17 protein-coding genes and 4 pseudogenes are annotated in these 20,102 nt (G+C 69.7%); 9 read left to right on the plus strand and 12 right to left on the minus strand.

The annotated features are described in order from the left end of the window. Positions 1-2: 2 nt before the first annotated feature. The 5 genes from ACIBZJ_RS30250 to ACIBZJ_RS30270 all read right to left on the minus strand — a co-directional run bounded on the left by ACIBZJ_RS30250 (position 3) and on the right by ACIBZJ_RS30270 (position 5,860). Complete coding sequence (locus ACIBZJ_RS30250; protein ID WP_395935536.1) at positions 3-1,520, minus strand: long-chain fatty acid--CoA ligase; 1,518 nt, start codon at positions 1,518-1,520, stop codon at positions 3-5. Further along, positions 1,517-2,377 carry a fumarylacetoacetate hydrolase family protein gene (locus ACIBZJ_RS30255; protein WP_395935538.1) on the minus strand — a complete coding sequence of 287 codons (861 nt, stop codon included), beginning with the start codon at positions 2,375-2,377 and terminating at the stop codon, positions 1,517-1,519. Before ACIBZJ_RS30255 ends, ACIBZJ_RS30250 begins: the two co-directional genes overlap by 4 nt. Beyond that, positions 2,374-3,465 (minus strand): mandelate racemase/muconate lactonizing enzyme family protein, encoded by a 1,092-nt coding sequence (locus tag ACIBZJ_RS30260; protein ID WP_395935540.1) that lies wholly within the window; start codon positions 3,463-3,465, stop codon positions 2,374-2,376. The genes ACIBZJ_RS30255 and ACIBZJ_RS30260 overlap by 4 nt, the downstream gene beginning before the upstream one ends. A 53-nt stretch (positions 3,466-3,518) precedes the next feature. Further along, the gene (locus tag ACIBZJ_RS30265) at positions 3,519-4,946 is read right to left on the minus strand and encodes an MFS transporter (RefSeq protein ID WP_395935542.1); all 1,428 of its coding nucleotides are present in this window, start codon (positions 4,944-4,946) and stop codon (positions 3,519-3,521) included. 92 nt (positions 4,947-5,038) lie between these two features. Continuing rightward, positions 5,039-5,860, minus strand: coding sequence for a class II aldolase/adducin family protein (locus ACIBZJ_RS30270; RefSeq protein WP_395935544.1), 822 nt, complete (start codon positions 5,858-5,860; stop codon positions 5,039-5,041). Positions 5,861-6,005: 145 nt separating this feature from the next. On the opposite strand from ACIBZJ_RS30270, the gene ACIBZJ_RS30275 reads away from it, so the two are divergent. Beyond that, positions 6,006-6,653, plus strand: coding sequence for a TetR/AcrR family transcriptional regulator (locus ACIBZJ_RS30275; protein WP_395935546.1), 648 nt, complete (start codon positions 6,006-6,008; stop codon positions 6,651-6,653). Positions 6,654-6,668: 15 nt separating this feature from the next. Beyond that, entirely contained in the window at positions 6,669-7,853 is a 1,185-nt protein-coding gene (locus ACIBZJ_RS30280; protein ID WP_395935548.1) for an alpha-hydroxy-acid oxidizing protein, read from the plus strand. A 167-nt stretch (positions 7,854-8,020) separates the two neighbouring features. Here the strand turns inward: ACIBZJ_RS30280 and rraA are convergent. Both rraA and ACIBZJ_RS30290 read right to left on the minus strand, forming a co-directional pair. Next, positions 8,021-8,511, minus strand: a pseudogene (rraA, locus tag ACIBZJ_RS30285) (ribonuclease E activity regulator RraA). Beyond that, positions 8,508-8,936 carry an MFS transporter gene (locus ACIBZJ_RS30290; RefSeq protein WP_395935596.1) on the minus strand — a complete coding sequence of 143 codons (429 nt, stop codon included), beginning with the start codon at positions 8,934-8,936 and terminating at the stop codon, positions 8,508-8,510. The pseudogene rraA and the gene ACIBZJ_RS30290 overlap by 4 nt, the downstream one beginning before the upstream one ends. A 275-nt stretch (positions 8,937-9,211) precedes the next feature. Between ACIBZJ_RS30290 and ACIBZJ_RS30295 the strand changes: the two are divergent. From ACIBZJ_RS30295 to ACIBZJ_RS30305, 3 genes and pseudogenes are all read left to right on the plus strand, one after another. Next, positions 9,212-9,496 (plus strand): annotated as a pseudogene (locus ACIBZJ_RS30295) (dehydrogenase); the annotation flags it as partial. Positions 9,497-9,705: 209 nt separating this feature from the next. Beyond that, positions 9,706-10,689: pseudogene (locus ACIBZJ_RS30300) on the plus strand (tyrosine-type recombinase/integrase); the annotation flags it as partial. 64 nt (positions 10,690-10,753) lie between these two features. Then, positions 10,754-11,065, plus strand: coding sequence for a tyrosine-type recombinase/integrase (locus tag ACIBZJ_RS30305; RefSeq protein WP_395935598.1), 312 nt, complete (start codon positions 10,754-10,756; stop codon positions 11,063-11,065). Positions 11,066-11,607: 542 nt separating this feature from the next. Here the strand turns inward: ACIBZJ_RS30305 and ACIBZJ_RS30310 are convergent. Beyond that, positions 11,608-11,769, minus strand: a complete 162-nt coding sequence (locus ACIBZJ_RS30310; RefSeq protein ID WP_395935550.1) for a hypothetical protein — start codon at positions 11,767-11,769, stop codon at positions 11,608-11,610. Positions 11,770-11,928: 159 nt separating this feature from the next. Between ACIBZJ_RS30310 and ACIBZJ_RS30315 the strand changes: the two genes are divergently transcribed. From ACIBZJ_RS30315 to nhaA, 3 genes are all read left to right on the plus strand, one after another. Then, positions 11,929-12,138 (plus strand): type II toxin-antitoxin system VapB family antitoxin, encoded by a 210-nt coding sequence (locus ACIBZJ_RS30315; RefSeq protein ID WP_395935552.1) that lies wholly within the window; start codon positions 11,929-11,931, stop codon positions 12,136-12,138. Further along, positions 12,135-12,557 carry a PIN domain nuclease gene (locus ACIBZJ_RS30320; protein WP_395935554.1) on the plus strand — a complete coding sequence of 141 codons (423 nt, stop codon included), beginning with the start codon at positions 12,135-12,137 and terminating at the stop codon, positions 12,555-12,557. The genes ACIBZJ_RS30315 and ACIBZJ_RS30320 overlap by 4 nt, the downstream gene beginning before the upstream one ends. Before the next feature lie 679 nt (positions 12,558-13,236). Next, positions 13,237-14,532 carry a Na+/H+ antiporter NhaA gene (nhaA, locus tag ACIBZJ_RS30325; RefSeq protein WP_395935556.1) on the plus strand — a complete coding sequence of 432 codons (1,296 nt, stop codon included), beginning with the start codon at positions 13,237-13,239 and terminating at the stop codon, positions 14,530-14,532. A 278-nt stretch (positions 14,533-14,810) separates the two neighbouring features. Here nhaA and ACIBZJ_RS30330 read toward each other — a convergent pair whose 3' ends face one another. The 3 genes and pseudogenes from ACIBZJ_RS30330 to ACIBZJ_RS30340 all read right to left on the minus strand — a co-directional run bounded on the left by ACIBZJ_RS30330 (position 14,811) and on the right by ACIBZJ_RS30340 (position 18,430). Then, positions 14,811-16,355 (minus strand): hypothetical protein, encoded by a 1,545-nt coding sequence (locus tag ACIBZJ_RS30330; RefSeq protein ID WP_395935558.1) that lies wholly within the window; start codon positions 16,353-16,355, stop codon positions 14,811-14,813. Between the two features lie 83 nt (positions 16,356-16,438). Further along, positions 16,439-17,101 (minus strand): annotated as a pseudogene (locus ACIBZJ_RS30335) (MFS transporter); the annotation flags it as partial. 3 nt (positions 17,102-17,104) lie between these two features. Next, positions 17,105-18,430 carry an FAD-dependent oxidoreductase gene (locus tag ACIBZJ_RS30340; RefSeq protein ID WP_395935560.1) on the minus strand — a complete coding sequence of 442 codons (1,326 nt, stop codon included), beginning with the start codon at positions 18,428-18,430 and terminating at the stop codon, positions 17,105-17,107. A 90-nt stretch (positions 18,431-18,520) separates the two neighbouring features. On the opposite strand from ACIBZJ_RS30340, the gene ACIBZJ_RS30345 reads away from it, so the two are divergent. Further along, positions 18,521-18,892 (plus strand): ArsR/SmtB family transcription factor, encoded by a 372-nt coding sequence (locus tag ACIBZJ_RS30345; RefSeq protein WP_395935562.1) that lies wholly within the window; start codon positions 18,521-18,523, stop codon positions 18,890-18,892. Positions 18,893-18,923: 31 nt separating this feature from the next. On the opposite strand, the gene ACIBZJ_RS30350 is transcribed toward ACIBZJ_RS30345, so the two are convergent. Beyond that, the gene (locus tag ACIBZJ_RS30350) at positions 18,924-19,763 is read right to left on the minus strand and encodes a helix-turn-helix domain-containing GNAT family N-acetyltransferase (protein ID WP_395935564.1); all 840 of its coding nucleotides are present in this window, start codon (positions 19,761-19,763) and stop codon (positions 18,924-18,926) included. Positions 19,764-20,102: the final 339 nt, after the last annotated feature.

Here is a 20,102-nt window from a genome sequence, read left to right on the forward strand (position 1 = left end):
CGTCAGCTCAGCTCTCTCTTGAGGATCTTCCCGGTGGACGTCAGGGGAAGCGCGTCGCGGAACTCCACCAGACGGGGGTACTTGTAGGCGGCGAGTTGCTCCCTGCCCCAGGCGACGAGTTCGTCCTCGGTGGCATCGACGCCCGGCTCGCGGACGATGACAGCCTTGATTTCCTCACCGTGGGAGTCATGCGGGACGCCGATCACCGCGACGAGCGAGACGGCGGGGTGCGTGATCAGCACCTCTTCGAGTTCGCGGGGGTAAACGTTGTAGCCCCCGCGAATGATCATGTCCTTGGACCGGTCGACGATGACGTAGTAGCCGTCGTCGCCTTTCTTGGCCAGGTCACCGGAGCGGAACCAGCCGTCCCTGATCGCTTCGGCGGTGGCCTCGGGCCGGCCGTGGTAGCACTTCATGATGTTGGGCCCCTTGATCGCGATCTCACCGATCGCGCCGGGGTCACCTGCGGGTATCTCGTTCCAGTGGTCGTCGACGAGCTTCATCTCGACGCCCGCGATCGGCTTGCCGATGGAACCGACGCGAGGTTCCTCTCCGGAGACGCTGAACGACGAGATGGCGGAGGTCTCCGACAACCCGTAGCCCTCGAGGATGGTCACTCCGAAACGGTCCTGGAAGTTCTTGTGCACCTGGGCGGGGAGCGCCGCACCACCCGCGGCGGCGACGCGCAGGTTGGCGGCGAGCTCGGCGACGGGGACGTCGGGGGTCAGCGCGCCCAGCAGACCCCAGTACATGGTTGGCACGCCGGCGAAGTACGTGACCTTCTCGCGGAGCATGAGGGTGATCGCGGACTCGGCGTCGAAACGCGGCATCAACACGACGGTGCCGCCGAAGGCGAACGCGGCGTTCTGGATCACGGTCTGGCCGAAGGCGTGGAACAGCGGTAGCGCGCACAGGAACGTGTCGGGTTCCTCGGCGTCGAGACCGTACATGGCCCTGCCCGCCACCGCAGTGAAGTGCATGTTGCGGTGCCGCAGCTCGGCGCCCTTGGGCTGCCCCGTCGTTCCCGAGGTGTACAGAACCACCGCGGTGTCGTCATCGTCGCGCTCGACCGTCTCGAACACGGGCGACTGCTGCGACCATGGCGCCGGCCCGGCCCCGAACACCACGAGGGCGACATCGGTCCTGTCGACCGCTTCGCGCGCCGTGTCGCCCACGGGCAGGTCCGCCGTGCCCTCGAACGCGAGATAGGCGACGGCGCCGGAATCCTCGAGGTGGCAGGCCACCTCGCGCGTCTTCAACAGCACGTTGAGCGGCACGACGATCGCGCCGGCCTTCAGGATGCCGAAGTAGATGATCGGGAACAGCGGCAGGTTCGGGCACGAAAGCGCGACCCGGTCGCCCGGCTGCACGCCATGCTCGACCAGCAGGTTCGCCACCTGGTTCGCCGCCCCGTTTATCTGTGCGTAGGTCGATCTGGTGTCGCCGAACACCACAGCCGTGCGGTCTGGATACCGCTTGGCCGAGTTCTCCAGCAGTCCTGCGAGATGACGGTCGGTCATGGACGCTTCTCCTTGCGCTGGTCGGGTCCGGTCACGGTGTTGCGCAGGGTGCCGAGGCCTTCGACCTCGACCTCGATGACGTCACCGGGCTGCATCAGCCAGGGCGGCGTGCGCGCGTAGCCGACACCGGAGGGGGTTCCGGTGGCGAGCAGGTCGCCCGGGCGGAGAGCGAACGTGCGGCTGATCAGCGCCAGGGTGTCCCCGACGGTGTAGACCATCTGGTCGGTGCGCCCCTCCTGCACCACCTGACCGTTGACCCGCGTCCAGAGCCTGAGCCCGCGACGGAGGTCGCCCACCTCCGCGGCCGGCACCAGCGGCCCGAGCGGCCCGGAACGGTCGGCGTTCTTTCCCAGAGTCCACTGCGAGGTCAGTTTCTGCGCCCGGCGCGCGGTGATGTCGTTGAACACCGAGTAGCCCACCACCGCGTCCAGTGCCTCGTCCGGCGTCGCGTCGACGAGGGTCGCACCGACGTACGCCACAACCTCGCCCTCCCAGTCCAGACCGTCCTCATCGGGGGGAACGGGGATCTCCGTGCCCCCGACCGTGAGCGAGGCCGGCCAGCGGGCGAACAGCGTGGGATGCAGAGGGATCGGGTCCGCCGCGTACGACCCCTCGGCCCGGTGGGCCGGATAGTTCAAACCGATGCAGATCACACGCGCATCGGGAAGCACGGGCGGCACCAGGTCGACATCGGCCACGGCCAGCGCGGGTCCGGCCGCCGACAGTGCCGATGTGCGGTGGGGATCGGACCAGAACTCCTGCAGCCCGCAGATCGGCGCGACGGCGGCGCCATCCTCGATGAGCCGCCCGACCACGGTGTTCCCGCCGGGCTCGCGCCAGCCGACCAGGTACGTCATTGCGCCACCCGGTACTTCACGAGCGACGCGGGATCGATGGAGACACCCGTTCCCGGAACTTGGGACACCGCCACGACACCGTTCACGATGTCCGGACGAACCGCGAAGAAGTCGTCCGGCAGCCAGTCGTAGTACTCCACCACCATGGCCGTGGTCCCACAGCACACCAACTGGCTGTGCAGTTCCCACGAGGTGTGGGGGGCTACGGGGATGTTCCAGGCATCGGCGAGGGCGAGGACGCGCATGAACTCCGTGACCCCGCCCATCCGGTGGGCGTCGGGCTGCAGGATGTCGACCGCTTCGTGCTCGAGCAGCTCCCGGAACCCGTATCGCGAGTACTCGTTCTCGCCGGCAGCGATCGGCACCTCGATCGTGCCGTGCAGCCGCCCGTAGTCGTGGATGGAGTCCGCGATGATCGGCTCCTCGAGCCAGGTGAGGTCCAGATCGGCGACCGCGGCGGCGAAACGACGCGTGGTGAGCAGGTTGTAGCGCTGGTTCGCGTCGACCATGACGCGACCGGCCGGCCCGACGACGTCGCGGACGATCTCGACCCGCCGGATCGCGTCGTCGAGATCTGCTCCGACCTTGACCTTGACGCCCCAGAAGTCTCGGGCGGTGTAGGACTCGGCCGCCTCCCGCAGCTCGGCGCGCGAGAACGAGACCCAGCAGCCGTCCCCGTAGACGGGGACCTCGGTGACCACGCTGCCGAGATGAGCGTGGAGCGGCTGGTCCGCCGTCCTCGCGCGGAGGTCCCACACCGCGATGTCGACCGCCGAGATGGCGTACATGGGAACACCCTTGCGGCCCCGGCTCAGCGAGTGCATGAACATGCGTTGCCACAGGCCGCGGACCTGCGCCGGATCCGTCCCGATGACCAGTGGAACCAGTTCGGTGCTGAGGAAGGACACCACGGAGGCGCCACCGCCACCAATGACGGTGGTCCACCCCTCCCCCACCCCGCCGTCGGTGTCCGTGACCCGGACCACCACCACACCCAGGACGTCGAGGGCGGCCCCGTAGCTGCTCCGGATCGGGTGCGGTTGCGGGACGGCGAGGTGGTGCACCTCGACATGGTCGATGACGGCCACGTGGGGTCCTTTCGTCGGCTCAGGGCGCCGTGCTGAACAGGTGAGGATGCGGATCAGACCGTCGTCGCCGGCTGATCGCCGGCCGTCCGGTCGTCCCCGGCCGACCGCGGGAGCAGCATCAGCGTGAAGGCGGCCAGGAGTGCGGCGGTACCGCAGGTCGACCAGACGGTGAGATAGCCCGAGAGGGGCGCGTACCCCTCGGTCAGGCCTTCCAGGGAACCGGTCGCCGACAACACGATGGCGAAGACGGCCGTCGCGATCGTGCCGCCGATGGTCTTCGCCGCATTGGTCAGGCCCGTGGCGAAGCCCGTCCGGTCCGCCGGGGCCGCCGAAGCGGCCAGGACGGGGAAGGCGGCCATCACGGCTCCGGATCCGAGACCGGTGATGGCCAGGTTGACCAGCGCCTGGCCGGGCGAATCGTGGAAGGGCAGCCAGAGGCTGAAGCCCAGTGCGCCGACAAATGCCGCGGCCACGACCGCCCGACGTGCTCCGAGCAGACCGGCGACGAATGGGGAGGTGACCGCGCCGATCGCGATGAAGACGACCTGGGTCGCGATCCCGAGGGACACGAACCCAGCGCCGACGCCCAGGCCGTAGCCCACGACGGCGGGGTCCGTGCGAAAGTAGGTGGCGATCGGGATCTCGGCGCCGAGCACCGCGAGGCCGAACAGGAGTGCCGCCAGCTGCACGGGCCACTGCGCGCGGATCTTCAGGAGCCGGACGTCGATCATGGGTTGGCTCTGGCGTGCTTCGTAGCGGGCGAACGGGATCAGGATGACCAGGCACGCGAGGATGAGCAACCACGCGAGGGGACTCGCGACGCCGTGGAGATTCAGCAACACCATCCCGGTCAGGAACGCTGCCAGCGACGCGGCCAGCAGCCCGAGCCCGACCCGGTCCACGCCCGCCCCGGCCGCAGTCGGGTCGTCGCTCTCGATGCCGAACCGGACGACGACGATGCAGGCGGTGGCCAGCACTGCGGGGATCGACAGCACTACCGGGAGCGGCACGGCGCCGGCCAGGGCGCCGCTGAAGACGGCTCCGACGATGATCGAGATGTAGAACGCACCGACGAGGAAGCCCGCAGCGTGACGACTCACTCGGTGCTGGTGCTCGGTTCCCGCCGTCCGCCGGTAGATGATCGCGATCTCGATCGGAAGCCACACGGCGCACGCACCCTGCAGGGCGTACCCGACGAGGAACGTGGTGAACGATGGGGCGAACACCAGGATCCACGATCCCAGTGCCGTGAGGGTGGTCGTCCAGATCAGGACCTGCCGGTGCCCCCGGATGTCACCGAGCCGGGAGAAGGCGAGCACCATGAGTGCCGCCATGCCGTGCTGCGTCGTCTCGAACCAGTTGAACTCGCCGTCGGAGATCCCGAGGTGATCGGCGATATCGGCGATGATCGGGCCGTAGAAGCCGCGCAGGATGCCGTAGACCAGCTCGGTGAAGACCAGGAGTCCGATCACCTTCGCCACTCGCGGGACATGCGGGACCGATCGCGGCGGGGCGGAGGGCGACGTGCCGGGTTCCGTCATTGTGAACCCTTTCGGTCAGTGGTCGGCGCGGGTCAGACGAACAAGTCCGGGGAGTCGGCGACGACCTGGTCCCACAGGGGTCGGAACTGGAACCAGCCGGCGACCGGGTTCCCGATCTGGTTGCGCACTGCCACCGCGGTGTCGTGGTCGATTACGGTCGGCGTACCGGCCGCCATCGCCAGCAGCTGGGTCTGGCAGGAGCGCTCCATCGTGATGAACCACCACACGGCGGCCGCAACGGACTGCCCCACGGTGAGCAGACCGTGGTTCTGGAGAATGACCGCCTTCGCCTCGCCGAGCGCGACACCGATCCGGCGACCCTCCTCGCTGTCGTTCACTACTCCGCGGAAGTCGGAGTAGAGCCCGTGGTCCTCGTAGAACGCGCATGCGTCCTGCGTGATCGGTGCGAGCCGGATGCCGAGCGAGGCGAAGGCCTTGCCGTTCGGTGAGTGGGCGTGGACGGCGGCGACCGCGTCCGGCCGCGCCTTGTGCACCTCGGAGTGGATGCAGAACGCCGCTTTGTTCACCGGGCGCTTGCCGTGGAGCAGGTTGCCGTCGTGGTCGACGTGGATCAGGTCCGACACCGTGACCTGGTTGAAGCTCATGCCGAACGGGTTGACCCAGAAGGTGTCGGGGTGCTCCGGGTCGCGGGCGGTGATGTGGCCGGCCACCCCCTCGGAGAAGCCGAGCCTGCCGAAGACCCGGAACGCGGCAGCGAGCTCGCGCTTGCGGTACTCCCGCTCCTCCTCGACGGTCAGGTTTCCCGGAGGCAGCGGCAGGTCGAAGTCGTCGGGCGCCGGTCCGATGCTGGCGCGAACCATCTCCAGGACGTCGGGCGTGACTGTGCTCGTCATGACGTTCCTTCCTATCGGATACAGCCCTGTATTCGATTCGCAGATACTCCAGCCGCTGCACCGATGTGTCAAGATCCAGTTCAGGTGCTTGGCTGAAGTCGAATGAATGCACTAACGTATCCGTAACGATGAGGCAGGAGACGCAGTGCCACGAGGATCGACCGGCCAGCGTGCGGTGACGACCGCCCGGCTGCTGGAGAGCGCCGCCGAGGTCTTCGCCGAGCGCGGCTTCAACGGGGCCAGCATCGGGATGATCTGCGAACGGGGCGGCTTCACGCGCGGGGCGTTCTACTCCAACTTCGCGAGCAAGGACGAGTTGTTCTTCGCGATGTTCGAGGCGCACGCCGATGTGCTGCTCAGCCGGTTGCGGACCGCCCTGGAGCAAGCTCGCGGAGCGAGCGATCCGCTCCAGCGGTTCGCCGGCCTCGTGGCCGGCCAGGCCGACAACGATCGGCAGTGGTTCCTCATCTCGACGGAGTTCACGCTGTACGCGATCCGCAATCCCGAGGCGGCGGCCGCCCTGGCCCGCAAGGACGAAGCGGTCCGCCAGGAGATCGGGCGGATCTTCACCGAACTGCTGGCGACGACGGGCCGTGAGCTCGTCGTCGATCCCGCGCTGCTGGGCCGCTTCGCGGTTGCCCTTCGCGAAGGTGGCTACGCCCAGGAGCTCGTGGAGCCGGGAAACGTCGACGCCAGACTCATGGAGCGATTGATCCTGCCGGCGGTTCTCGACGCGTTCTCGCGGAACTCCGCCGACTCCCTCAGCGGTCCCCAGAGGCTCGACCGACAGTAGGAGCGGAACACGACGATGGCCAATTACGCGGACTTCAACCTCGGGCTCTACTTCGCCGGGCTCGAGGGCGACAACCCGCCGCCGTACCCGGTGACCTTCGCAGGTCTGGAAGCGGCTGCGGAGGACAAGTTGGAGCACCGGCTCTTCGACTACGTTGCGGGCGGGGCGGGCGACGAGCACACCCAGCGCGGCAACGTCGCCGCGTTCGAGCAGTGGGGGATCGTGCCGCGGATGCTCGCCGGTGCGGCCCAACGCGATCTGTCGGTCGAACTCTTCGGCCACCGGCTCCCTAGCCCGCTGCTGATGTCACCGATCGGCGTCATCGGCGTGATGACCGACGACGAGCACGGCGACCTCGCGACCGCCGCCGCGTCGGCGTCCTCCGGCGTGCCGATGGTGGCCTCGACTCTGATGCAGGACCCGATGGAGGACGTCGCCGCAGCGCTAGGCGATACCCCAGGGTTCTTCCAGCTCTACACGCCCAGCGACCGCGACCTCGCGGAAAGCCTCGTGCGCCGCGCCGAAGCCGCCGGCTTCAGCGGTCTCGTGGTCACCCTCGACACCTGGACCCTGGGCTACCGACCCCGCGACCTGCAGCACGCGACCTTCCCGCAGCTGCGCGGCTACTGCCTGGCCAACTATTTCGTCGACCCGATCTTCCGCTCGCGGCTCGCCGCTCCGCCCGAGGAAGATCCGGTCGCCGCGACCATGCACTGGGCGACGATCTTCGGCAACCCGACACTTACCTGGGACGACCTCCCATGGCTGCGCGGCCTCACCGACCTCCCGCTGCTGCTCAAGGGCATCTGCCACCCCGACGACGTGCGCCGCGCTCGTGACGAGGGAGTCGACGGCATCTACTGCTCCAACCACGGCGGCCGGCAGGCCGCCACCGCTCCCGCCCTCGATCTGTTGCCGGCGGTCGTCGAGGCCGCCGACGGCATACCGGTCGTCTTCGACTCCGGTGTGCGATCCGGCCCCGACATCGTCAAGGCCCTCGCACTGGGCGCCACCGCCGTCGGCATCGGCCGCCCCTACGGTTACGGCGCCGCGATCGGAGGCCAGGCCGGCATCGAGTTCGTCCTCTCCTGCCTGCTTGCCGAGGCGGACCTGACCATGGGCCTCAACGGCTACGCCAGCATCGCGGATCTCACCCGTGATGCGCTTGTCCGCCGTGGGGACAAGACCCACACCCCGTGAGCCACACTGCCCCCCTGGGCCGATCTGCCCGAGCCGTTCCCGGCGCGGTGGCTCGCACGTCCGCGGCGTTCGCATCACTGGTGGCAGACGCTCGAGAGGCCGGCCACCTCCGCCCAGGTCTGGAACTGGACGATCTGCTCCTGGCCATCCGAATGGCCGAAGTCGGTTCAGGACAACGACCCCGGAATCCGCGCGGCGATGACGACGATCCCGTCCGCGTCGCTGTAGAGCACCGCGCCTGGCTGGAACTCGGCCTCACCGATCGTCAGCACGACGTCGCGGCGGCCGGCGCCGGTCTTGGTGCTCTTGCGTGGGTTGGTGCCCAGCGCTTTGACTCCCAGGTCGATGTCCCGGAGCGCGGCGGCGTCGCGGACGGCGCCATTGATGATCACCCCGGACCAGCCGTAGTCGGCGGCCAGCCCGGCGATGACGTCGCCCATCAACGCCCGGTGGACCGAACCGCCGCCGTCGACGACGAGTACCCGCCTTCTCCCGGTTCCGAGAGCACCGTTTTGAGCAACGCGTTGTCCTCGAAGCACTCCACGGTGACGATCGGTCCGGTGAACGACGTCCGGGCGCCGAACTGGCGGAACTGCGTGTCGCACGACTGCAGGGCGTCGCCGTGCTCGTCGTACAGGTCGGCGGTGGTGAAGGTCATCGGGACTCCTTGGAGACGAGGGTGGTTGCGGTGAGAGCCGCCGCACCCAGGGCGCCGGCGGTGAGGACGAGGACACCGGCGGGTCCGCTGCCTGCCGCGAACAGGCCCGCGGTGGTCGGCACGACGATCTGACCGAGCCGGTTTCCGGTCAGCCGCAGTGCCATCGCGCGCCCGCGCAGGCCGAGCGGAGTCGATGTCGCCAGCCACGACATCGTCAGCGGCTGGCCGGCCCCCAGACCGAACCCGGCAAGGACTACGACCGCCATCACGGCGATCGGCACCGGCGCCGGGAGCAGCAAGATGCTGAACGCGGAGAGGACGACCGACGCGACGAGCAGCCGTTCGCGCCCGATTCGGGCCGCCAGCCAGTCCAGCTGGCCTGGTCTCTGCAGACAGCCGACGATGACGGATGGACGCAGAGCCAGTTCGCAGTGGGGGAGCCCGAACCGGACGGCTGACGATCAGCCGACATCGAGGCCGCCCATCTCGGTGACACGCGTGATCCGAACCCGAACTACGACCCGCGTGTCTTCCTCCGGATCGTCTGGACGGTTGTGATGTTCTCCGCCGGTGTGAGCGACCGACAGGGACTCGATCAGCACGCGCGGATCGAGCAAAGGATCAGCAGCGGCCTCGCCCTGAATCGCGAAGTAGTGCCCGCGGACTCTACTGTCCTGCAGGACGATCGACGCTCGGGGTTCTCGGCCGCGGCACGATCATCCTGGTCAACGGCGGGTCCGCCGCTCGCCCCAACCCGGCCGTCGCCGGCACCTCGGTGGCCTTCGCCGCCGAGAGCGCCTACGCCCAGATGCTGCACGACACCCTCGCCGTGGACGACATCCACGTCACCCAGCTGATCGTCCCCGGCGCGATCCGCGACGACGACCCGGTGACCAATGCCCCGGCAATCGCCGACCACCTCTGGGCCCTGCACCGCGACCGCGGCGGCTTCCGGCACTTCCACACGCCGTTGCCCGAAGCCTGACGCCCCCAGGCTGACCATGAGTGCCGTTCCGAGCCGATCAGCAAGGACCCGTCCGCGCACAGCCGCAGCGTCGGTCCCGCGGACATCGTGGGCCGGACCACCAGACCGGCCCGGCGGAGTGCATGCGAAGGATCCAGCGGCGACCGCCGAGGAGGTGATCGCGGTCAGGCACCCGGCCTGACCGCGGTCAACCTCACGGGGGGAATACGATGACCAGCCAGGGAACGGTCTACAAGGCATGTGCCTGCGGCCGGCGGCGCCGCAACCGGTATTGCCCGCGCCTGTCCGAGCGCGGGCACGGCAGCTGGCAGTTCGACTGCCGCGTCACCGACCAGAGTGGGCGTCGCCGGCAGGTCCGCCGGGGCGGCTTCACCTCCGAACGCCACGCGCGTCTCGCGCTCGCCGAGCTCCGCACACCGAACCCGGACGTCACGCGGTGGACGGTCGACACCTGGCTGCGGCACTGGCTGACCACCCGCGCGTCGATCCGGCCGAGCACGCTGCGTGGCTACACCCAGCACTGCGACGACTTCCTCATCCCCGCTCTCCGGCGCATCCCGCTCCGCTCGCTGACGACCAACGACATCGCCACCGCCTACGCGGGCTTCCGACGGCGCCGCAACCGCTACGGACAACCGCTGAGCGCCGCGACGATCCAGCGCATCCACGCCACCCTGCGCGCGGCGCTCCGGAGCGCTGTCCGCCACGGTGCCATCCCCGACAGCCCCGCGCGGCTCGTTGAGCTCCCGCCCGCGGACCGGCCGCACCCCACGCTGTGGACACCAGCGCGGGTGGCGGCCTGGCGCCGTGACGGCACTCGCGAGACAGTCATGGTCTGGACCGCCGAGCAACTCGCCGCGTTCCTGCACGACATCAAAACCGACCGGCTGTACGCACTCTGGCACCTCTACGCTCTGCGCGGCCTGCGCCGCGGCGAGGGCATCGGGCTGCGCTGGTGCGACGTCGACCTCGACACCGCCCAAATCCACATCACCCAGCAACGCACCGAAGTCGCCGGGCGCATCGTTGTCGGGCCGCCGAAGAGCAAAGCCAGCCGACGCTCGGTCGCCCTCGACCACACCACCGTCCGGACCCTGCGCGCGCACCGCTCCCGACAGCACACCGACCGGCTCACCCTCGGCGACGCCTGGCACGACACCGGGTACGTCTTCACCCGCCGCGACGGCCAACCCCTCGCGCCGACCTACGTCAGCCACCGCTTCGCCGACCTCGTCACCCGACACCGGACTTCCACCGGTGCGGCTCCACGACCTGCGGCACGGCGCCGCCACCATCGCCCACGCCGCCGGCGCCGACCTGAAGACCATCCAAGACCAACTCGGGCACGCCAGCATCGCCCTGACCGCCGACACCTACACCACCGTGCTACCCGACGCCCAATTCGCCGCAGCCGACGCCACCGCCGAGGTACTCCTCGGCGCGAACCCGCGAACGAACGACCGCAACCGGCTGCGCTGCCGACCGGACGTTCGCTCACGCGCCACGTCGTCTACGCGTTCCCGTCGGCGTACCGGCAGCGAGTCCAGGGTCGAACGCCGACAGCGCTAGCAGCACGAATCCGGCACCTATCCGCCGGGCAGGGCGGCCTGCGCCCTGCCCGGCGATCGGTGTGCCGATGAGCCGTGCCGACGATCACCGGTGTCAGCCGGATCCCTCGCGGAGAATTTCCTCGGTTCGCTGCGCCAAGTCCGGCTCAGCGGAGATCAGGCCGGCGAAGGAGAGCGTCCTCCGGCGAGGCGGTGCCTCGGCTGTGCCAGCAGGGTGGTCTCGAATCGCGGCGCGGACCAACGCCAGCATCGGCGCGACCTGCTCATCCGGCAAGCCGTCCACCAGCCGGCGGAGTTCGTCACGAAGGTCAGGGGCCACAGAGATGAAACTACGGGGGTCGGGCCGTTCCGCGCGCTACCGATCAGCAGCCAGACCAGAGTCAGAGCGACACCTCTTGCCGCAGGATCTCACCCGTGTTCTCGGAGACGTCACGCCGCCCACTACGACCGGCCGCCCGCGCTCCCAGCATCCGACGCTGCCGGGATGCCTTTGCGCGTTCAAATAGCACCGCGGTGACATGTTCGCCCTCGGGCAGAGACTGCTCAGTCACAACCGAAACCTACCGTCGCAGCCCGCGATGGAGTCGCCCGAATGGGCAGCTCGAGTTCTACGCCACCCACGCGACCGAATCGGTCGACGAGCGCCGAGAACAGATCTGCACGCTCGTCTTCTTCGTCGGCGTGGACCTCCGGGATGTCGCGCATTTCCGCTCCTCTCGGCCGACCGAGCCAGCGACCAACGCCCGGCGCCATGCGACGAAGTGGCCAGAGGCCCTGCTGCTCGCCCGTCGGCTGATTCCTGCCATCGGCGGTAGCCCACCGTCATCCTCGTGTATATCCTGTATATACGAGGAGGGCGGAAACATGAAGACCGTCATCGACCTGGACCCCGACCTGACCGAAGCCGCAGCCAAAGTCCTGGGCACATCCACCAAAAAAGACACCATCCACGCCGCGCTAGCCGCTGCCGTCGCCGCCGCCGAACGGCAGGCCAAGCGCCGTGCGCAACTGCTCAACAGCGCCGGCGGCCCCGACCTCGGCGACGACTCGGTCATGGGCGGCGCCTGGGCGTGACCACCCTGTATCTGATCGACAAGAGCGCTCTGGCCCGCGTGGCCCGCTCACCAGCCGTCCAGGCCGCGCTCATCCGCCTCGACGAAACCGGCGTCCTGGCCACCAGCGCAATCGTCGACCTGGAGATCGGCTACAGCGCCCGCAACCTCACCGAATTCGACTCCGTCGCCGCCGACCGCGCCGAGCTCTACCAACAACTCCCGCTCACCCCCGCGGTCACCGACCGCGCCCGCCAAGTCCAGCGCCAACTCGTCCGCGCCGGACAGCACCGCGGCCCAGGAGTCCCCGACCTCCTGATCGCCGCGACCGCCGAACTCAACAACGCCACCGTCGTGCACTACGACCGCGACTACGACACCATCGCCGCCATCACCGGCCAACCCGTCGAATGGATCGTCCCCGCAGGCTCAGTCCCGTAGACCATGCCAACGCCACGCAGACGCGTATTGATGGGTGCGGCGCGGCCAGAAGCGAGGCCGCGTCAACCCACTGCCGGTAGCAACCACCGGCTGAGCGATTCTGCCGCCACGGACGAGCGGTGGACACGACCCACGCCCACAGCTGCGACTAGCCACATTTCAGCAGCTCACAGGCTTGTAGCAACACGCTAGTCGACTTCTGTAAATCCGTCGGCTCAGCCTACGAAGGTTCGAATCCTTCACCCGCCACGCCTGGGTGAACGGCCCGCTACCAGCGGAAACGCTGGTAGCGGGCCGTTTCGTTTGCGTTGGCTTCGTTCGCGCTGCGGGGGAAGGCGGGTCCGGTTGTGTCCCGCTGTGTTCCCGTAGCGATCACTGGGGCCGGACGCACGGCGGACAGCGTCCGCGGCGGACCCGGGCTTTGGCGCCCGGTTGCCGACCGAACCTCGCAGCGGTACCGGGCATGCGCCGTCCGGCCGACGGTCGTGCCCGGGTGGGCCGGACAGCACGGAGCCAGCGGACGCCGGCCGGGCACATCACCTTCGACCAGGCGTGCTGCTCGGCGTCGAGGCTACGGCCCCGGCACGCTCGGCCGATTCACCAGGTAAAATCCGTGTTAGGTGTGCCGGGAAGTCTGGTCGGCGATGTCCGACCCGACCCCTGACACCGGGAGACCTCCGTGCGTTCACCGCGTCTGCTGTCCCGTGGTTCGTGGCCCGAGGCCCGCCGTATCGCCGACATCCTCCGCCAGGAGACAATCGGCGGCGCGCTGCTGCTCGTCGCGGCCGTCGCCGCCCTGGTCTGGGCGAATTCGCCCTGGTCGGACGGGTACTCGACGCTGCGGGACACCCACGTGGGGATCGAAGCTCTGCATCTCGACCTGACCGTTGGTCACTGGGCGGCCGACGGTCTGCTGGCGATCTTCTTCTTCGTCGCCGGTCTGGAACTCAAGCGGGAGTTCGTCGCCGGCGACCTGCGTGATGCGGGCCGCGCCGCCGTGCCGATCGCTGCCGCGGTCGGCGGCGTCGCGGTTCCCGCACTGCTCTACGTCGCGATCAACGCGATCGGCGACGGGGCGCTCCGCGGATGGGCGATCCCGACCGCCACCGACATCGCGTTCGCGCTCGCCGTGCTCGCGGTGATCAGCAGCCACCTGCCCGCCGCGTTGCGCACGTTCTTGCTCACCCTCGCGGTGGTCGACGATCTGCTGGCCATCGTCATCATCGCTGTCTTCTACACGCAGAGCCTGCAGATCCTGCCGCTGCTCGCGGCGATCGTCCCGCTCGGGCTGTTCACGCTGCTGGTCCAGCGGCGGGTCCGGTCGTGGTGGCTGTTGTTGCCGCTGGCGTTCCTGGCCTGGGCACTCGTGCACGCTTCCGGCGTGCATGCGACCGTCGCCGGGGTGCTGCTCGGTTTCGCGGTTCCCGTTCTCCGGCGGACGCCCGGCGACGGCCCGGGTCTCGCCGAACACTTCGAGCACCGGTTCCGGCCGATCTCCGCCGGCATCGCGGTGCCGGTGTTCGCGTTCTTCGCCGCGGGCGTCACCGTCGGGGGCCTCGATGGGCTGGTGACCGCGCTCACCGACCCGATCGCCGTCGGAGTGACCGTCGGCCTCGTGGCCGGCAAGACGATCGGGATCACGCTCACGACCTGGCTGGTCTCCCGCTTCACCCGCGCCAGCCTCGACGCGGGCCTGGCCTGGATCGACGTGTTCGGCCTGGCGATGCTCGGCGGGATCGGGTTCACCGTCTCGTTGCTGATCGGCGAGCTGGCGTTCGGCGCGGGCAGCGGCAGCGACGAGCACGTCAAGGTCGGCGTGCTGACCGGTTCGCTGGTCGCGGCGCTGCTGGCCACGTTGCTCCTGCGGATACGCAACCGCGTCTACCGGCGGATGCACGAGGACGACACCCGCGACGACGACCGCGACGGCGTCCCGGACGTCTACCAGCAGCCCGTTCCCGGCCACGGCGTGTAGGTCTGCGAACACCCAGGTGCGCCGGAAAGCCTGGTCTCCGATGATCGCCGGTCGATCCTGGCCTCGGTGCTCGTCGGCCTCAGTTGACCCGGGCCTGCTTCCATACCGTGCGCTGCACCAGCAGCGTGAGTACACCGGCAACCACGATCGCGGCCAGATTGATCAGCAACTGAATCGCCGAGCCGGGCCCGGAAAGCCCGCGCGGCCCGCGCCGCCGAAAGCATCACCGAACACGTCCTGCCGGTCTTCCGTCGCTGACGTGGAGCATCTTCCCGCCGTCAACTCTGATCGTTGCCGAGATCCCAGCGCACCGGTGCGCTGGGATCGTAGCGGCAGACGGACCCGGTCCGGATGTGCTCGTAGAGGTAGCGACCGAGGGCGGGGTCGGCCTCGGCGACGCGCAGCAGCGCGGCGACGATGGCCTTGCGTACCGCTACGCGCGCGCGTTCGGCGGTGGATCCGGTCCCGCGCCGACGTCCGCCGAGTCCGATCGCGGCGTTGAGTTGCGCCCGCAGCGCGTCTTGTTCCGCGCCGGATCCGGCGCCTCCTTCGAGCTCGGCCAGACGGCGGCGGTACGCGGCGATCGCCCGCTCGTCCAGAATGTTTCCGGCCTCCGGCTGAACGGCGCCGGCGCCGGTGAGGTCCAGCGCGCTGATGTCGGTTCCCGGCGCGGACAGCAGCCGGTGGAGGTACTCGAAGCCCTTCACGCCGGGAACCATCGACGATTCCGCGCCGGACCCGAGCTGCCACAGCCCACCGGCCAGCGGCCGGAGGACGAAGGAAGCGCCGGGCGCGGCCACCGGTACCGACCAGCCTTCCAGCCGTTCACGCCACCAGGTCGCACCGATGCGCCGGTACGTCGCGAGTGCCTGGTCCCGGAGACGCTCGGCGACGGCGTCGTGGCCGAGGATCGCGTGGCCGCGAGCGAGCGTGTCGTCGGTGACGCCATGGAACATGACGGCTCCGGCGTTGACGACCGCCCGGCTCTCGTACGCGGCGAGTAGATCGACGGCCACGTCGATCACGTCGAGGGTTCTCGTCGCGATCGCGGCTTCCAGCGTGCACTGGAGGGTGAGCAGCCAGTCGGCGTCACGAGGTAAACCGGTGAGAGTGACCGGCCCGAGGTGCCCGACGAGAGCCGCGGCACGGTCGAGTTGTCCCGCTCCGACCCAGACCCAGGCCCAGGCCCCCTCGGCGAGCACCGTCGGTGAGCCTTCGGCCAGGCCGAACTCCTCGTACACGACCGCCTCGTCGGCGCAGGTCTTCTGGTCGCCGGTCATCAGCGCCGGATAGGCGGTCATCGCGTGACGCACGGCTTCGCCGTCCGCGATGAACGTCTCGGCCGCCGCGACGCGCGCCACCTCGCGCAGGTACGGCGCGGTGTCGTAGCGGCCGCGCATCAGGTCGACGGCCAGGCGGCGGGACGCGCCGAAGAATCGGGCTTCGGCCGAGTGCTCGCCGAGTCTCTCGAGCGCGCGCAACTGGCGGTGGATCGCGGGCAGATCGAGCGTCTCGAACGCCACGGTCACGCCCCAGAGGTGGGCCTGCTGCCGGGGCCGGGGGTCGAGCAGATGCGCGGCCGTCTCGTCGAGTTCGGCCGCCCATTCACGTCGTCGCGGAAGATCGTCGGGGCCCCAGTGCGCGGTCAACGCGGCATCCAGACAGTCGGCGAGCACAGCGGGGTCCGAACTGGTGCGCGCGAGCGCGACGGCTTGATCGGCGAAGCCGGCCGCCCGGCTGGGCTGGCTGCTGTAGGCCCAGACCCGGGCGATCGTGGCCGCGAGCCGCGCCTTGGCGGCCGGGTCGGCGACCTGCACGTACACCGCGTGCAGGCGAGCCGGCAGCAGTCCGGCACCGACGTCGAACCGCTGCCCACGGGCCAGCGCAAGCACCGCACGAGTCGCTGCCGGGAGGTCACCCTCGGCGAGAGCCAGGGCGGTGACCTCGTCGTAGACGGCCAGGCCGGGCGAAGGCCGAACAGGTGCGGGGGGATCGTCAGCACCGCCAGGACGGCCGCTAGCACCAGGTAGGTCTGCCGCCAGGTCAGGTGCTCGTCGAGCGCCGCGGTGAGCGGAGCGAATACCGTGCTGGCCAACCCGGCGACCAGCGTGATCGTCGTCAGCGCCCGGACCCGTCCGGCTCCGAACCAGACGGTGACCGCGGCGAACGCCGGCGCGTAGAGCACGCACGACATGGCGAACCCGGCCAGCACCCAGCCGGCGAGGAAGACCGGCAGCGTCGGTGCGGTCGCGATGAGCACGACGGCCGCCGTGGCGAGGACCGAGCCGCCGGCCATCAGCCACCGCGGCCCGTGATGGTGCAGGACATGCCCGACGGCGATTCCGGCCAGCGCCGAGATGACCAGCGCGCCGGAGAACGCGGCGGTGATCACCGGCGTCGACCAGCCGGTGTCGGCGGTGATGCCCGCGGCCAGCACGGGGAAGGCGTAGTACAGCACGCCCCAGGAGACGATCTCGGTCAGGCAGAGCACGCCCAGCGCCCAGCCCAGCTCCCGCCGACACGCCGGAAGCCCCGGCTGGGGACGGGAGAGAGCTGAGCGCTGGGTCATCGATCAGCGCGTCGGAGCGGACAGCATGATCAGCTCCGGCCCGGACGCCGGAGCGCCGCAGCAGCCACCAGATGCGCCAGCCGGGTCGTCGAACGCGCCGCTCCCGCCACACACACCGGTGTCGGGCAGGACCAGCTCGACCCGGGCCGCGGCCTCGTGATCCCCGGCCAGCTGCGCGGCGACCGAGCGGACCTGCTCGTAGCCGGTCATCGCCAGGAACGTCGGCGCCCGGCCATAGGACTTCATCCCCACCAGGTACAGGTCTTTCTCCGGGTGAGCCAGGTCGGCGGCGCCGGTCGCCCGAACGTCGCCGCAGCTGTGCAGGTTCGGGTCCACCTCCGCGGCGATGCGCACCGGCGCCTGCAGGGTGGCGTCCAGTTCCAGGCGCACCTCCGTGAGGAACGACAGGTCGGGGCGGAAACCGGTGAGCACAATCACCTGGTCGGCCGGCGCCAACTCGGTGCCGTCCTCGCCGATCAACACGGCCTTCCCATCGGCGAGGGTGATGCGGTCGGTCCGGAACCCGGTCACCAGCGCCACGTGCCCCTCGTCGACGACGGCCTTCGCGCCCAAGCCGAGCGCACCACGCTGCGGCAGCTCATCAGCGGCACCGCCACCGAAAGAGATCCCGGTGCTCCCACGCCGGACAACCCACGAGATCCGGGTGCCGGGGTGAGCGGCGGCAAGAGCACCTAGCTGGATCACCGCGGTCATCGCCGAGTGCCCAGAGCCGACCACCACCACGTGCGTGCCCGCGAGCTGCTCGACCTGCTCCGGCTTCGGCGGCAGAAAAGACACCACGCCCGCCTCGACCGCAGTCCGCTCACCGAGCGCCGGGAGCCCGTCGGCCCCGGCCGGGTTCGGGGCGGTCCAGGTGCCGGAGGCGTCGATCACCGCACGCGCGTCGACCTTCTCCTCTGATCCGTCGGCGTAGGTGACGTGCACGGTGAACGGCTGCTCGTCGCGGCCGGCGTCGACGAGCCGGTCGCGGCCCTTGCGCGACACCCCGGTCACCCGCGCCCCGGTCCGGACCTGCTCACCGAGAGCGCCGGCCAGCGGGGCCAGATAGGCCGAGATCCACTCGCCGCCGGTCGGGTAGCCCTCGGACGGAGCGGTCCAGCCGGTCGGCTCCAGCAGCCGCGCGGCGGCCGGATCGACCAGCTCGTTCCAGCCGGAGAACAGCCGCACGTGCGCCCATTGACTCACCGCGTGCGCCGGGACAGGCCCCGCTTCGAGCACCAGCGGCGTCAGACCGCGCTCGCGCAGATGCGCTGCCGCCGCCAGACCCTGCGGACCCGCGCCGATCACCACGACCGGTAGCTCGGACACCCCACACCTCCATCGCATCGAAGAACGTGAATACGACCTAGCCTCACCCTCATATCGACATCTGTCAATGCGAGGTGGCAGACTGGACACATGACCCCTCGCGCCGCCCTACCCCTGGCGATGGAGGCCTGCTGTTCCCCGGCCACCGGTGGCGTGCTCGACGCGGACGCCGCGGCCGCCCTGGCCCGTGTCTTCAAGGCTCTCGGTGATCCGACCCGCGTCCGGCTGGTCTCGCTCATCGCCGCCTCCGACGGCGCCGAGGCGTGCATCTGCGACCTCACCGAGCCCGTCGGCCTCTCCCAGCCGACCGTGTCCCACCACATGAAGCTGCTCACCGAGGCCGGCCTGGTTGAGCGCGAACAGCGCGGCAAATGGGCCTACTACCGGATTGCCTCCGGCGCTCCCGGAGCACTTGCCGCCATCACCAGCGCGATCGCCCCGATCGAGACCAAGCCCCACTAACGAACCCCTTCCGACGGGCCGCTCTGACGGGTCACACCGAGGGCGACCGCCGCTCGAGCAGCACGGTGTCGCGCCAGACGCCCTCGCGCCGCGCGATGCGCTCGCGGATCCCGACGGTGCGATAGCCGGCGGCGTGGTGCAACGCGAGGCTGGCGCGGTTCTCCGGGAAGATCGAGGTCTGCAACGTCCACAGCCCGTCCTCGTCGGCGGCGGTGACCTGCCGGTGCAGCAACGCGGTCCCGATCCGCCGCCCGCGGTAACACTCGGCGACATAGACGGAGGTCTCCACGACCCCGGCGTAGCACTCGCGCGCCGAGCTCGGCGTGGACGCGGTCCAGCCGACCACCGCGCCGTCGATCTCCGCGACCCACCGGTGACCCGGCAGCCACTTCGCGTCCAGCGCCTTCTGGCTGGGCGCGACCGTCTCGAACGTCGCATTCCCGGTCGCGATCCCCGCCGCGTAGATGCGCAGCACCGCATCCCAGTCGGGCTCAGCCAACGCCCGCACCCGCACGTCGTCCGGGCCCGTGACCGGCGTAGCTGATCGCGGGCCGAGCAGACCCATCACCGCGTCAGCCGCCTGCGGAAAGGCCGCAGAACAGGCCGCGTTCACCGTCACCACGGTCGCGGTCCGCTCCTTACGGACATTGACGAACCCCGCCTTCGCCAGCGTCCGGATGTGATGGGAGACCGTCGACTGGCCGACTCCCAGCACCTCGGTGAGCGCACCCACCGTCAAGCCGCCCGGCGTGGCGGCGACCGCGTGCAGCAGCCGAACCCGCACCGGTTCGGCCAGACAGGCGAACCAGCGCGCGTACCGGTCGGCGTCTTCGGGCAAAAGCGGGGAACTCGCTGCGATGGGGGTACTCACCACCCCACTCTATCGATCGAGATCGATAGAGTGGGGGTCCGATAGGCCCCTCGGCGTTCATCTGCGTCGATCCGGGTGAGCTCCTCGCCGCGCGGGATCAGAACTTCCGTACCGAGATCGGCGCCGACGGTGTGAATGCGATCGTCCCGGACCAGAACGTCGGCCCGACCGGCCTCGCCCGCCTCGGGATCGAGTACCTGACCGCCGTGGAACAAGGTCCAAGTTGACTTCGCCGTACTAGCCTCAATACCGGTAACTTAGGTCTAATTCGGTCGTTGGTCAGGTCGTGCCACGTGCGGGTCAGGTAAAGGTCGTCGGTGAGCGGTTGTCGGATCGGGT

It is taken from the genome of Cryptosporangium sp. NPDC051539, assembly GCF_044454545.1.
Taxonomy (GTDB): Bacteria; Actinomycetota; Actinomycetes; order Mycobacteriales; family Cryptosporangiaceae; genus Cryptosporangium.